This is a genomic window from Halalkalicoccus tibetensis (genome assembly GCF_037996645.1).
GTDB lineage: Archaea > Halobacteriota > Halobacteria > Halobacteriales > Halalkalicoccaceae > Halalkalicoccus > Halalkalicoccus tibetensis.
In genome coordinates this window covers 535195-549177 of record NZ_JBBMXV010000003.1, presented here as the reverse complement: position 1 = coordinate 549177, position 13983 = coordinate 535195, and the positions used below count along the sequence as shown (strand labels likewise).

Annotated in this window: 12 protein-coding genes; 8 read left to right on the top strand and 4 right to left on the bottom strand. The window is 46.5% G+C overall.

Annotation, left to right across the window (positions count from 1 at the left end; all coding sequences use genetic code 11):
* Positions 1-1429: 1429 nt before the first annotated feature.
* On the top strand, positions 1430-2191 hold the full coding sequence (locus WOA58_RS11300) for a polysaccharide deacetylase family protein (protein WP_340604312.1): 762 nt from the start codon (positions 1430-1432) through the stop codon (positions 2189-2191).
* Positions 2192-2392: 201 nt separating this feature from the next.
* On the opposite strand, the gene WOA58_RS11295 is transcribed toward WOA58_RS11300, so the two are convergent.
* The 3 genes from WOA58_RS11295 to WOA58_RS11285 form a co-directional block, all read right to left on the bottom strand.
* On the bottom strand, positions 2393-2695 hold the full coding sequence (locus WOA58_RS11295; protein WP_340604311.1) for a PadR family transcriptional regulator: 303 nt from the start codon (positions 2693-2695) through the stop codon (positions 2393-2395).
* A 541-nt stretch (positions 2696-3236) separates the two neighbouring features.
* Positions 3237-3518: a helix-turn-helix transcriptional regulator gene (locus tag WOA58_RS11290; protein ID WP_340604310.1), complete on the bottom strand. Its 282-nt coding sequence runs from the start codon at positions 3516-3518 to the stop codon at positions 3237-3239.
* Positions 3519-3747: 229 nt separating this feature from the next.
* Positions 3748-4020, bottom strand: coding sequence for a hypothetical protein (locus tag WOA58_RS11285; protein ID WP_340604309.1), 273 nt, complete (start codon positions 4018-4020; stop codon positions 3748-3750).
* A gap of 223 nt (positions 4021-4243) precedes the next feature.
* On the opposite strand from WOA58_RS11285, the gene WOA58_RS11280 reads away from it, so the two are divergent.
* The 7 genes from WOA58_RS11280 to WOA58_RS11250 all read left to right on the top strand — a co-directional run bounded on the left by WOA58_RS11280 (position 4244) and on the right by WOA58_RS11250 (position 12148).
* Complete coding sequence (locus tag WOA58_RS11280; RefSeq protein WP_340604308.1) at positions 4244-4753, top strand: hypothetical protein; 510 nt, start codon at positions 4244-4246, stop codon at positions 4751-4753.
* On the top strand, positions 4723-5379 hold the full coding sequence (locus WOA58_RS11275) for a hypothetical protein (RefSeq protein WP_340604307.1): 657 nt from the start codon (positions 4723-4725) through the stop codon (positions 5377-5379). The genes WOA58_RS11280 and WOA58_RS11275 overlap by 31 nt, the downstream gene beginning before the upstream one ends.
* Positions 5380-6358: 979 nt before the next feature.
* Positions 6359-7654 (top strand): polysaccharide deacetylase family protein, encoded by a 1296-nt coding sequence (locus WOA58_RS11270; RefSeq protein ID WP_340604306.1) that lies wholly within the window; start codon positions 6359-6361, stop codon positions 7652-7654.
* A gap of 157 nt (positions 7655-7811) precedes the next feature.
* Positions 7812-8561 carry a DUF7260 family protein gene (locus WOA58_RS11265; RefSeq protein ID WP_340604305.1) on the top strand — a complete coding sequence of 250 codons (750 nt, stop codon included), beginning with the start codon at positions 7812-7814 and terminating at the stop codon, positions 8559-8561.
* Positions 8562-8785: 224 nt separating this feature from the next.
* The gene (locus tag WOA58_RS11260; RefSeq protein ID WP_340604304.1) at positions 8786-9397 is read left to right on the top strand and encodes a metal-dependent hydrolase; all 612 of its coding nucleotides are present in this window, start codon (positions 8786-8788) and stop codon (positions 9395-9397) included.
* Positions 9398-9615: 218 nt separating this feature from the next.
* The gene (locus WOA58_RS11255) at positions 9616-10569 is read left to right on the top strand and encodes a glycosyltransferase family 4 protein (protein WP_340604303.1); all 954 of its coding nucleotides are present in this window, start codon (positions 9616-9618) and stop codon (positions 10567-10569) included.
* Between the two features lie 112 nt (positions 10570-10681).
* On the top strand, positions 10682-12148 hold the full coding sequence (locus WOA58_RS11250) for a flippase (protein WP_390220904.1): 1467 nt from the start codon (positions 10682-10684) through the stop codon (positions 12146-12148).
* An 84-nt stretch (positions 12149-12232) separates the two neighbouring features.
* Here the strand turns inward: WOA58_RS11250 and WOA58_RS11245 are convergent, their stop codons facing one another.
* Positions 12233-13972 carry a hypothetical protein gene (locus WOA58_RS11245; protein ID WP_340604301.1) on the bottom strand — a complete coding sequence of 580 codons (1740 nt, stop codon included), beginning with the start codon at positions 13970-13972 and terminating at the stop codon, positions 12233-12235.
* Positions 13973-13983 lie beyond the last annotated feature (11 nt).

The following is a 13983-nucleotide window of genomic DNA, read 5'->3' as shown; positions in this document are numbered from 1 at the left end:
TCCATCCCTACTCGTCTCACGCCCCACGCGATTATGATCCCAATCGGAAATTGAATAATAAGTGCAGACAATAAAATGACCATGGCAAGCCCTTCCATTGTAGCGGCGTTCCGTCGAGCCGTACTCGGTTTTGTGGTCACGACTAGCATACCGCCTGTTTTGATCAAAGCAGTACATCTCCTATAATATAATAATATTGATGCGGTGTCAACTATGGAGTATTTCGATATTGGGAGGAGCTATAGTGGTCAGAGGCACATACACTCCTCCCAAATCTAGTTATGTAGTTGATTGCAATAACTCTTTTGTAGTAAATAATAGAGGGTGACATAGTCAAGGTATAATGACTCCGATAATTCTAATAATCCTCATTTAACTAGAATACCACTTTGAGTATTTGGGATCTATCAAGGGTTTAGCTGATAACGTGCGAAAATTCATTGTCGATAACCGTCTATCTCATCTGCCTGTAATTGCTTCCGATTAATTTGGATGTTGTCAGGAAGCCACTAAGGTGGGGTCGCTAATAAGCATATATACCGAGGTCACCGTCAACGAGCTGGTCGTTATACTGACACTGCTCAACACCCAGCGATCTACACTGACTAACGAGGTTGTAGGAATGGATCAAGGTGCTTCATGCAAAAAAGGAACGAATTCTCGTTAAACGTATTTCTGAAAATATCGAACTAAGTTCAATGAGCCTCGAGCCTATGCCATGACCCGCAGCGTGATGATAGAAAAGTTCGTAAAATAGTCAAAAAACCTCAAAATGATAAATCATGATACCACTCTGGCTCTGAGTTCGTTTTCTGTCTCTCCACTAAAGGCAATGAGAATAATGTACTGAAACACAGTTAGTTCCTGTTGTTACTGGTCTCTTTGTTGAGTATCCTATACTCTATTTATATTATTATATGGTATTGTACTTTTCGATATATAATATATTTAAATCCATTATGGATAACTACAGAATTAAAAAGATTAATAAGCTATAGCAGTCAATTATCTGACTGCACTGTCTATTGACAGTGTAACTATGGCCTCAAAGGGATGAGGGAAAGTCCTTATCCCTTCGACAGGCACTAAGAAGATACGTTACCTGGATAGAGGAGAGCCTCTGAAGTACAAATCACCGTTTCATCGACCGCAACATTGCCGTACCTAATTGGACCATTCTCCGACCTTTTATCATGGTTCTACCTCCCTGCGCCATCAATTGCGATCTCTACTTTTGTATGTCGTTGTATTTCTATTTCAAGGGCCGTCTATTCAGAGTATTACAGTATTTGTACTAGATATCTAATGTAGGACGGAGTGAAGGCCAGCGTATTTCCGTCTGGTCAGGGGCATCACTGTGCAATTGCTACTATCGTTAGTACCGAGACATATATGACATCGGAGAATACATTATAGTACAGAAACCACAATGAACATTCGCGACTTTACGTTTGATCATTATGAGAAACTGCTCGATGCCGCACTTGATAATGGGTACACCTTCTATAGTGTGGACGAACACATCCGCCGATCTGATCACGATAATCCCTATATCGCTATCCGTCACGACGTTGATAGAAAGGTCAGTACAGCCCGTTCAATGGCTAAGACAGAAGCCGAACGCGATATCCCCACGACGTACTATTTCCGAACTTCGACCTTTAGTCCAAAGATAGTTGCTGAGGTTGCAGACCTCGGCCACGAAGTTGGCTATCATTATGAGGATTTCGTTAAGTCTCGAGGCAACATCAAAGAGAGTCACAAGCGGTTTGCACGCAATCTTGCGCGTTTTCGTGAGCATGCTGAAGTCACAACGATCTGCCCTCATGGTAGCCCCCTGTCGCCTCATCACAACTTAGACATGTGGACCAACGAAAACAGTATTGAAGACTATGACCTAACTGGCGAGGCATATCTATCAATGGAGACGAGTCACAATGATTCAGCAAAGCCCTCGTATCTCTCCGATACGGGTCGCAACTGGAATACGTCTCTTCCTGGAATCGGACAGCTCTCAACTACTGATGATTTGATCACAGCACTCGAGGCGGATTGCTGTAATCGACTTTATCTTCTTGTCCATCCCGGACGGTGGTCCCGTAGTACTACTGAACAAATTCAACGAGTAGCATGGGATTTAGCCGCAGAAGTTGGAAAAACAGCTGCTAAGACAGTTCATACAATCCTCTAACAGATATATGAGGATAGCTAAATAGAATATGAGGAGCTGTGATATAGTGTGGTTACAACCGCACAGAGTAGATAGAGGGAGTCGACCGATCGGGATTGTGTACTACTACTCTCCTCACGAGAAAACACACCCCATAGATCTCAGAAATCTCAAAATCCATCGTAGAAGGTGTCTGCTTCAAACAGAGTACAACAGTTGCTCTTAATCAGTGTTAGTCTCAATACTACTTAGATCGCTAATGTACTTATTTTCCCACTCACGACGTGCTTCCAGCTCTCGATGACCCCGGTCAGTGGGTTCGTACTTATTTGTTCGCTTATCTATCTGTCCCTTTTTGATTAGCCCTTTGTCAACAAGCGTATCAAGGTTAGGGTATAGGCGACCATGATGAATCTCGGTATCGTAATAATTCTCGAGTTCCGTTTTTATTGCAAGGCCATGCGGCTCGTCGAGTCCACTAACTGCCCATAACAGGTCACGCTGGAACCCAGTCAGATCGTTCATATTCTCTATGAGAGTGGAATCGGTGTCAATATTTCGCATTTATTCATAACTAGTATAGAGAATAAAAATAGATGGAGAGAACACAGATTTTACTATTTATAAAAATTAAAAGTGCGAAACGGTACTACCTACTGGTAAGTTCGATCCCGGTAGTCTCCATCTCTCTGGTCCAGAACCACTAACTAATCAAGATTTGCAGCCTCAAGAGAAGAGTAGAGTGCCACAGTATCTCCGAATCGTAGCTGAGCGAGGAAGCCGCTATCAAAACAGCCATAAAGCATATCCTGTCTGATCATATAGAGTATACTGACGAGGTGTCTACTCCTCGTCAAGAATCGTTCGACACAGGATGGATGTCGAGCAACCTCCCAGGGCATGGGAGATTTTAGACCAGAGAACTATCGTTGTGTCACATCCTGATAAGCCCCTCCTATCCTCTTAGAGATAGTTACTGCCCGGTTATTGTAGAGAGAAGTCTATAAGACATATTTGAGTGTTCTACAGAGGTAAGATCATAACTACGTCAACAAAGTGAATTCAGTTATGAGTTAGCAACTCGATAGTTAGAGATCCACTCTTCATGAGTCGCTATCCTCTGTTTCCCTTGCTCTGTTAAGATATAAGCATTTGTTCGAAGATCATGCTGCCCTTTGCTTACTAAATCAGCCTTCACTAATTCATCAAGATTTGGATATAGTCTTCCAGGCGGGATTTCTCTCCCATAGTATTCTTCGATCTCGTCTTTTACTGCCACGCCATGGGGTTTATCTAATCCGCTAATGACACACAGCAAGTCTCGTTGGAAGGCAGTCAACTCCTTCATAGCTATCACAACTCCGCGCAGATATATAAATATTAGTATAATACACATGTTTCAGTATCTGCTAAGTATTTTTATTTATGTAGTTAACTTTAATTATTACACTAAACTATCGAGGGTCGGATAACTCCGAGGATAAAAGTACGTTATTGATTCCGCACAACTAGGAATATATCACTACTAACAGCGAACTCAACAAAGCGTCCTTTACTAAGATGAGTGCCTACTGCTATCATGTAGTGGGATTTGTTGGTGTAATAGTTACCAGCATTGAGATAATAGCTATTACGACGCCACTAGCGGCGACCGTCCATAGGAACGGGACTATGACCCCAACTAAACCAAAGAAAATTGCAATTCCAATCCCCAATTTTAGTACGTTTGCCTTAGGATCAAAGCCGCAATGCGGGCACTCTGTTACTTCGGTAAAGATTGGTTTATCACAGAGCTCACACAGCTCGAATTCAGTACTTCTCACGTTTATTGTATATTGGTAGTACTGCATTAAACCACCGGTATTTGTAGAATATATTATATATTTTCAGTAGAGTTATCAGGTAATTGTTTGTTATGGCTGTTATAGAAATTATGGATATTATTCGTTCATATAATCGTATTTCTAGTTAATAATTAGTAACGAATCATCATATACAGTTTCGAATTGAGCTCTGAAATGTTTATCGATAGTTATTTAATTATTGGTATTATCAACTTTTCTGGAGTTACGCATGCAAGAGCATAACCATAGACACAGAAGCCGACGATTATACTGTAAAGCGGTTGCTGGATTTGCCCTGACAACATCGCTTGTTACATCCGCAAATGCGGATGAGGGCCCACCCGATAACAGCAACATAGAAAATAATAATGGTGGAATACCGGAAGATTCCTCGGGCTATTCAAACGTTGTCGATATTGTCGAGGCCGGTGCCGATAATAGTGGAGATAGTTCAGTTATTCCGATTCTCAATAAAGTTGCCGAGGACGGTACTCTTGTTCACTTTCCTGAAGGTATTTATTTTACGGATGGCCAGTTCCGTATTGCCAATTATGATAAGTTCGGGATAACCGGAGAAAATGCGACGATTAGTGTTGCTCCGACCAATGGATATGTATTCAAACTCGGTACCTATCAGAGCCCTATTAATGATCTTCAAATCGACGGTCTTACGTTTGATATTTCCAGAGAGAATAAGGAGGGCGAGCTTTGGAGCTTCAAGCAAGTAACAATCTTATAGCACGTGGTATCAATATAGTTGGTACGCATGACACAGCAAGCAAAGGATCCCTCCTTGTAGGACTACAGACTAATAGTGGAACGGGTATTGTTGAGAATATCGATATCTCAGATGGGGATGTCGATACAAACAATGGTAACGGCGGGACGGGCCTCCTAGTGAGCGATTATCATCAAGGAAATATAACAATTCGAGACGTACACGTTGGACCATTTCCTGATAACGGATTATACGTCTCTGGTGCAAATGGTAGTGTTCATGTTGAGGGCGGTGTTTTTGAAAACGCGAATGTTGCTGGTGTTCGATTAAAGGGTGATGGCAGCACTATTGAGGGTGCCCAGTTCATTGTGGACGAGCCATTTGAGGGGTTCGGTGCTCAACGTCCGATTCGCCTCGATAATGGTGTAGGTATGGAAGTACGTAATTGCGATATTGATATGGATGCACCCGTAACAGAAGCACTTCGGATACTCCCGAATGTCGAATCAGCAGTAATCGCCGATGTTACGATGGAATTGAGCGACCAGGTCAGAGATGGTATTGCAGTGACACAGGGAGCAGGTCCAGTGACAGTTGATGATCTCGAAGTAAATGGTAACTCTCGATATGAAGTATATGAATATTAGTAGTAAATTTAGTGATATAGTCAGGAATTCTATCGTGTTATTCTGTTGATGTATAAGTATAGAGATGTTATATTAATAATATTTATATATTTGTAATAGATAAATTCATAGTATTAGAGATAGGAACAATAAGCAAATGTCTGAAAATCATAATAACCTAGCAATAACCACTCAGAAGGTCATAGAGTGTGATCGATGCCATACACAATTTTTGGACGGAAGCCGTCTTCATCGGTTTTCCTTGAATGAGCAAGGAGTTTGGGTTGGTGGTATTTCGAATGGACTCCTAACACAATGGGCGAAGAGCGTTGAACATGCTCGACTTTGCCAGGAGTGTGCGGATGATCTCTGTGATGTTTGGACATCGTTTCTAATCGATAAATCTTATCCAGAAGGATAGTTTGTAGCACGACTATAACAACCAATAGGAGAGATCGTTGGTAGGAGCTACTATATCCTATGTCTCAACTTCTATGCAGGATCACTATTGAACCGATAGAACAGTAGGAGAAAAATGCGCAGCGGTGGCGTTTTGGTCAATGATCCGTAGATCTGCAAACACTCAGTCTCGCCTGCAGTCTAACGGCCGATAACAGCGCCAATGTAGCATGGAACATTTGTTCTCGGGACTTCAAGCAGAGAGGGGTGGAACACACCAATCCACCCTACAGAGACTGGGCTCCTAGTGGATACGTGCGCATATCTGTTAAAACAGGAAGCTAACCCTCAAGGAGTGAACGACGTCAGTAGGAAGAAATGGGATGTATAGTGCCTAGTACCAAACCTTATAATATAGCTAATTGAGCCAGATTACTCCGTTCACGGCTCAAATATTCGTTGCTGGCCACTTGAGTGCCACTCTAACACTTTTTAGCAGAGACTGTTTGTCTCCGCGAAACAGTTGCTTTATTCATAATTCAGATGAATGTAAAAATTAGGCTGCAATGAACGAAGTCTATTTGAGAATAAGGAGGAGGTGATGGACGATCAAACTGATCGACGGCAGTTCATAACCGCGCTCGGTGCCGGCTCACTCGCTCTGACAGCTGGATGTACTGACCAGTTTTCGGACGCCACACCAGGAGGCGACGATAACGGAGAAGACAGCGATGACACGGCACCTGTCGATGACAATGAAGAGCAAGACGCAACACCACCCGCGATCGATCACGGTGAAGTCGTTGATGACTTCGAAGATCTCGATGAGTGGGCTGCTCTTGAAGGTGATATCACACCTGATGAGGATGAAGCGCTTACAGGCTCGCAAGTGCCACGTATCGAAAATGCAGGCAACGTTGCAGGCATGTTTCGCGCGTATCCCGATGGTCTGGACATGGAAGGACACCACCTTTCACTTGCCGTTCGAGTTGAAAACCCCCGTCCTGTTGGCATTACTGTCCGAATACTTGCGCCCGGCGAAGCTGATCAGCTCGAAAGTACCCGAACAATTGTCGGTACATATGAAGGCTGGCTTCGAATGGACGTCGGCTATACCAATCAAGTAGGCGAACCATTTCTCGATGATGTTCAAGAGATCCAGATTCTTATCGAAAGTCAAGATGAAGAGGAAATTCGCTTCTGGGTCGATGATCTCCGGATGACTCCCGCCGCCGATCAAGGTTATGTAATGCTGACGTTTGACGACGGGGTCGAAAGTCAGTACGAAAACGCACTCCCTCTTCTTGAAGAGCGCGGTATGTCAGCTACTGCATCTGTCGTCCCTGATTCGCTCAACCGCGAAGATCGTATGACGATCGATCATCTCCGCGAAATGCGCGATGCGGGCTGGGACATCTCTTCGCATCCTGAAGGGGAGGCGTTCATGGAGCTCAATGATCCCGAATCGATCCGTCAAGTTATCGAATCAGACTATGAATATCTCGATGAACGTGGCTTCCCTGATGGGGCACGGTCGATGTTCGTCCCGTATCATAATACGAACGAAGAGGTCGTCGAGATCACCCGTGAGTATCACGATCTGAGTTCGTATTTTGGTGGTACACCTAACGCTGTGCCGTTCACGGATCCAATGCATCTTTCGAGAGTTGACATGCATGACCTTGAGGGCTTTACCTCCATGATCGATATCGCTGAGGAGCACAACCAACTTGCAATCGGACTCGCACATGGAATCGTCCCGGAAAACGAAATCGAAGACGACCCACTGGCAGATATGACCACTGAAGAACTTGAGGAGCTGCTTGACTACATCGAGGAGAGCGATGTTCAAGTTGTCACTCCCTCGGACTTACTGGACAGCCAGGAGGATCTCTGAACACCGAATGTGAATGGACCGTAGAGGGCTCGTGAGCAAAGCTGTGCTCATTCACCCTCTGTCCACTACTGCTCCGAACTCCCACCCCCGATGGCGACAAGTAGTCTCACTGAGGTGCTGACTTGACCTACAGCCCTATCGACGATCAATGGCCAAAATGAGAACTAAACAACTCTCGGATGCAGTGGCGGTTGTGAGCGAAGAGCAGAAGCAAGTCACTGTTGAGCAAAAAGCCTTCAAGCGGTTCATCGATCAAATCATAGAGATAGATACGGGCCAGAATGGACAAATTTATTTCCAGCCAAAATCCTCTGCGGTAAATTCGAGTCAGTCGGCGAATAATTCCTGCCAGAAGATAATCACTATTTATGATGAGACAGTGGTAAATGTGCCCCGTTATGAAGCAGTCTACGACGAGCCACTGGATATTCATCTGGGTGCTGAGTTAGGTGAAGAGATACGAACAGCGCTTACAACCAGTCAATCTCTCACACCACAACTGAAACAAGCGGTGCTCCAAGCAGGCAAGCGCGAATGGGATGCACGCAAACAACTTCTTCAGGACCTCAATACAGAACATGATCAACTTACAGAAGCAGCCGTCAGTATCCGTGAAATCCGCCAGGGGCTAAGAGAAATTCAACAGCTGCTGCACCGTGATCCGTCGTTTGATGAGCTGCACCCAGTATACGAAACACTCCATGAGTACGAAACACGTACTAACAGTTGGATCGAGGAGCACCAACATCATATACAGACCACTTCTCGAAAACATCCACGTAGTGAGAACTATGCATTTCATGAGTATTTGTATCGTGATTGCTCTACGCAATACCCACTTCTAGCTGCATACACATCCCTCATAGCAGAGATCACTACAGTGAACGGCCAGATCGCCAGAGCGTAGTGAACTGATACGACATGAAAAAACGTCCCACCCGATAAGGATCGATAGGCAGAGTGTTCCTGATCGAGAGAGTAGGAGATATCTCCCGGCCGTCTCTGAAACACTAATCGGCAGATGTTTATCCGATTATATTGTCTCTATGATAGTAGATGGGTTAGCAGTTCGTGAGAAACAGAGAGAGAACATCAAAGAACGCGAGTTCCACCAGATGAGGCAGTAGTAGCATGATGCCATGGGAGCATGCGATCATCGGTTATGTCGCGTATTCACTGTTTGTACACACGGTGTATCAAGATTCTCCGACAAGCCACGAAACGATTATCGTTGTATTCGCATCGCTACTGCCCGACCTCATAGACAAGCCTCTCGCGTGGCAATTCGGTGTCTTTGAAGGCGGATATGCACTCGGTCATTCGATTTTCTTTGCAGTTCCGCTCTCCGCTGCTGTGGCCATTCTAGCCTACAACCGTGGGCAATCACGATTCAGCTGGGCATTCGGAATCGGTTATCTGCTTCATCCTCTTTTTGATGTCCTTCCGACTTACATCGGAAGCGGTGAGCTTCAACTTGAGCGGATTCTTTGGCCGATTGGAGGGAATGGGTCCCAGCAAGACAGCATCTCTGAAGGAGTCGTTATCAACTTCGTACCGTATGTTCGTTCCATCGGAGGACAACTACTCACCGGTGAGCCGAGCCGGTATCTCTTGTTTGTACTCGGACTCGGCAGCTTTGCCTTCCTGCTCTGGCTATATGACGGCATGCCAGTCGTCAAGGAAGGATATCATGGTGTTCGTGAGCGTGTTTCGCGTTTGGATACCAATAATGACCAACGGTGAAAGGGTGCCCGCCCCATAACTCAGCCGTAAGCTGGTAACGCTAGCCGACGAAATCAAACAACAATTCTACGGGGTCATCGTTGAGCCATCACGGACGAATCAAGCTTACACGAGTTTCCCGGCCTGAACCGGTTTGAGGGGATAGCAGCAGAATTCGCAGATAGACAATCCCCATCGAAATAGCATAACTTACAATCTCTTAACTAGCAGTGCGCTATATGAGCAATTCCGATCCGAGGCTATCCGTTCTTTCACTCGTCACCTCGGAAACATCATTTTATAGGCAACAAGAGGAACATCTGAGAAAACAGGGAGTCGAAATTGATACGCTCACGGTATCTGGAAAAGAGGTAGTCGATGGTGGGCCAGAGGAAACGAGAAGTTATAGCCATTATATAAAAACTCTCATCGAATTTCATAAGGATTACACACATTCTGATTATGACGTTATTCATTCGAACTTCGGTCTAACAGCGCCAATAGCACTTTCACAGTTCCGCACACCGGTAGTGATGACTCTCTGGGGAACGGACCTCATGGGGAAATACGGTCCTGTGACGAAGCTATGTGCTAAGCGCTGTGACGGCGTCATGGTTCGCAGCGAGGAGATGGCGGAGATGTTACCCTGTAATGCGGAGATCGTACCGAGTGGAGTCGATTTGGATCTGTTTCAGCCGATGTCAACAGTAGACGCACGGCGTGAAGTAGGGTGGGCAGAAGAGCCATTCCAAGTGCTATTCCCGTATTCTCCAGGGTATACGCGGAAGAACTATCCGCTGGCTGAAGCCGTAGTGAATGAAGTAAGCGACGAGCTCGGAATGGATATTGAGTTACAGACGATCTCCGATATCGAGCATGAGAAGGTACCAGTGTATATGAACGCTTCAGATGCGATATTGCTAACGTCATCTCGAGAAGGATCGCCAAACACGGTAAAGGAGGCGATGGCATGCAATGTTCCCGTTGTGACGACCGATGTTGGAGACGTACAGCTTCGGTTGAAGAACGTAACAAACTCCTATGTTGGTAGAAATGAGGCGGAGTTAGTCTCCGGTCTAAAACAAGTGCTGCTGTCTGGAGAGCGGACCAATGGTCGAGAGGAGGTACGGGAGGTTTCCTGGGAGAACATAGCGAAGGCGATCATAGCGTTGTACCAACTCGTCGTAAAATAGCTTATGATTAGATTATTACCTGCGGTCACTCATTACCTGCTATCGACAATCGACTGACGGAGAGAAGTCGAATCGGCAACTAAAAGTATTCCTGTCACGATGTCTTTAAAAAGTGAGTTTGGTCTCCAGTATCGGAAACCGATTCCGAGCGGAGTTTCTGGCGCAAATAATCCATGCAGTCTGTAGTGCATTGACTGTTGTCATACTCGCTCGTCTCCTTGATCCGAACGGATATGGGTTGCTTTTCCTCGCGATAGCTGTCGTCGAGATCTCGAAAATGTTTGCTAAGCTCGGCGTCCCGGAGTCAGCCGCTCGATACATTGCCGAATATAAAGAAGACAACCCGACACAGCTACCACATATTCTGCGAACATCGTCTATTTTACTTCTTGTTCTCGTTGCGAGCGTGGCGACCGTCATGACGGTTGGACATGAACTGATAGCAAATCGACTGGATGAACCCGAGCTGGCACCCTTCCTTCTGGTGGGCGTGGTCTACTTGATTTTCAACGTATTGACTGGCTACGCTCGTTCCATACTACAAGCATTCGAGGCTATACAGCTTGCATCTGTTGTCAAGATCATCCAAGGTGTCGGGAAGGTCGTCTTCGCAATCGGATTAGTCCTCGCGGGGTTTGGAGCAATAGGGGCACTCGGCGGCTATGCCCTTAGATCATTTCTCGCCGCACTGTTCGGTCTGGTGGTTATTTATCTATTGTACTACCGGACATTCGAAGCGGCCGCTGAGATGGAGCACGGTCTCAAACGTCGGATGGCGGAGTACTCGGTACCATTGATGCTAACACAGGCGGCGAAGCAATTGGATAGTAGGGTAGACACACTTCTGGTAGGATTCTTTCTCAACCCCGCTGCCGTGAGCTTCTATGCCGTCTCAAACCAGATCATTGATTTCCTACAGACGCCGGCAGCAGCACTTGGATTCACGATCAGCCCAACGTTCGGGGCCGAAAAAGCCGCCGGAAACGTTGATGGAGCGGCACGGCTCTATGAAACGTCGCTTGTTCACTCGTTGCTGCTGTATACGCCTGCAGCTGCCGGGCTCGTCCTTGTCGCGGACCCACTCATTGAATTGGTCTTCGGCATCGAGTATATCGACGCAGTTCCTGTTCTCCAAGTGCTTAGCCTCTACGCAGTTTTGATTGCCGTAATGGACATCACAAGTCACGGCTTGGACTTCCTTGGACGGGCGCGTGCTCGCGCTATCGTAAGGGGCATAACAGCGGTCCTGAACGTTGGTCTCAACATAGTGCTCATACCGACGATTGGCGTAGTCGGAGCAGCGATAGCAACAATAACCACCTTCTCATTGTATACAATTGCAAGTGTCTATATCATCCATCAAGAGTTTGATCTCCGAGTTCCGTATTTGCTGAAAAACACTGCCACGATCGTGGTGATAACAGGGGTAATGAGCACGGTAGTCTTCCTTCTACTGGGATATGTTCAGGGGTGGGTGACCCTTCTGCTTGTAGTCGCGGTTGGTGTAATTGTCTGGGCAGTGCTCTCCATACTTGCTGGTCTACTAGATGTCCAAAGGATCGTTCGTGCGGTTACATAGACCCCAGAAGAAGTGGCCTATGCCAGGAAATGCGGTGGATGGTTGGACCAGCCGATCCGAGTCTAAACAGTCTTGAGAACTACTCTATGGTTCGTCTGTGGGAGTCGAATCGTCTCGAGAGTCAACCTGGTAAAGCTCAACATCACCGTCCTGTACCTTGTGGATGTCAGGGTCTTGTGAGAGGTATTCGAAGTCCGCCTCAGAGTACCTGAATCCATCGTAGAGTTCGACGTCTTGGCGAATGTCTCCCTCATTTATCGCTAAATACGAATCACGCTCGACGAACCCTGGCAAGTTATGATTATTAAATCGATCCGGAGTCTCATACCGTACGCGGTCTTGGCTTACTTCATCGATGGCTTGGACATATCGATCAGGCGGCGACCGTGTGTCGTAAATCGGCGTTGCCCGATCAGTATGATTGATCATGGACTCATACCCGGAGTACATCCCATTGGAGACCTGTGTATTCCCTTGTTGGGTCAATGGCGAAGGTTGCATGACAGGAACCGACGCAGCAAGCGATAGACATAGCAGTACAGCAATAGCAATATTTGCAACAGGGATACCTTTTCGTGCGGCCAGATGACGGTACATCGCTCCCAGACCGACAGCAGCGAATACACAGAAGAGCAGCGCCAGAAAGGCAACATAACGGCCCCACTGATTGACATTCCCAGCAACCATAAAGTAGGCTACGAACGGAACGACAAATAGCCCACCAACCGCGAGTAGAGCTAGTTCAGGACGCCGCCGAGTCCGAAATCCAATATAAATCGCAACGGCTGCAGGGACGACAAGAGGTAGATACTTGCCAACGATTGATAGCGCAAACAATTCAAATGAAACGCCGAGTGCCTCAAGGCTCTCAAATATTGATCCGGACTCGCGGTGACCGTCACTGGAGCCAGCGATCAGAATAGTTACGATCGTGCTGGCAAAGACATCTTCGAAACGAGGAATCGAAGTAACCCGCAGCCAGACGAATGCCCCGACTGCAGCGAATACGGAGACAGGAGCTCTGTACAGCTCAGGTAGTACACTGTGGCGTTTAGCAGCAAATATCCCGACAGTCATAGCACCCGTTACGAAGAAGACGTTAAGTGCCTGCTGAGGGTGGAAATAGAGTACTGATAGAAGGGAAACACCAAATAAGACCGAATACGTCAGGCGACCCTGTCCTCGGAAGATACGAAGAAACGCATAGAGGGGAATCGCCGCAAAAAAGACAATCTGCGCTGAAGGGTGTGGCCATAGGAATACGTTGAACGGATTGAGCGGGAGTAATCCGACAGCAATGACGGCACTGGCAACGACCGTCATTCGACTGGGATCTATTTCACGAACAAGTAGTGGGATGAACGCAAGACTAGGAAGAATCAATGCGGCCGTAGCGAGTAACAGTACCTGGTTTTCGGGAAGTCCCGTTACTCGTACAAATACCGCGCTGAAGATCGGATAGTTTGGATAGAGAAATCCTTCGGAGATCGGGCTACCAGCAAGGGTGTCGCGAACCCGTCCTAAATGAGTAAGCGAGTCACGCTGACCGAGCATATAGTAGCCACGAATGACGGGGAGAAGAACAAACGTCGTTATGGCAATTCCAAGAGCGCTAAGTGCAAGTCGGCGCTGAATATCCCACACCGCAAGGATGGTTCCCACTAGGAGAACCGCACCAAAGAACACCCAGTAACCAACCGGCGTTCCGGTATAGATCGTTAACTCATAGCCGGTGGCTGGTGATTGATGGGCGATAATAGTGGCAAGAGATAGTGAGACGAATAGAAATATTGCAGCAGCCTTTCCTAACCGATCCTGAGCCACAGTACTTGTTC

Bases quoted from the DNA above. Each gene is read 5' to 3' on its own strand.
- WOA58_RS11300 (WP_340604312.1), top strand. From the start codon at position 1,430: ATGAACATTCGCGACTTTACGTTTGATCATTATGAGAAACTGCTCGAT.
- WOA58_RS11295 (WP_340604311.1), bottom strand. From the start codon at position 2,695: ATGAACGATCTGACTGGGTTCCAGCGTGACCTGTTATGGGCAGTTAGT.
- WOA58_RS11290 (WP_340604310.1), bottom strand. From the start codon at position 3,518: ATGAAGGAGTTGACTGCCTTCCAACGAGACTTGCTGTGTGTCATTAGC.
- WOA58_RS11285 (WP_340604309.1), bottom strand. From the start codon at position 4,020: ATGCAGTACTACCAATATACAATAAACGTGAGAAGTACTGAATTCGAG.
- WOA58_RS11280 (WP_340604308.1), top strand. From the start codon at position 4,244: ATGCAAGAGCATAACCATAGACACAGAAGCCGACGATTATACTGTAAA.
- WOA58_RS11270 (WP_340604306.1), top strand. From the start codon at position 6,359: ATGGACGATCAAACTGATCGACGGCAGTTCATAACCGCGCTCGGTGCC.
- WOA58_RS11265 (WP_340604305.1), top strand. From the start codon at position 7,812: ATGAGAACTAAACAACTCTCGGATGCAGTGGCGGTTGTGAGCGAAGAG.
- WOA58_RS11260 (WP_340604304.1), top strand. From the start codon at position 8,786: ATGATGCCATGGGAGCATGCGATCATCGGTTATGTCGCGTATTCACTG.
- WOA58_RS11255 (WP_340604303.1), top strand. From the start codon at position 9,616: ATGAGCAATTCCGATCCGAGGCTATCCGTTCTTTCACTCGTCACCTCG.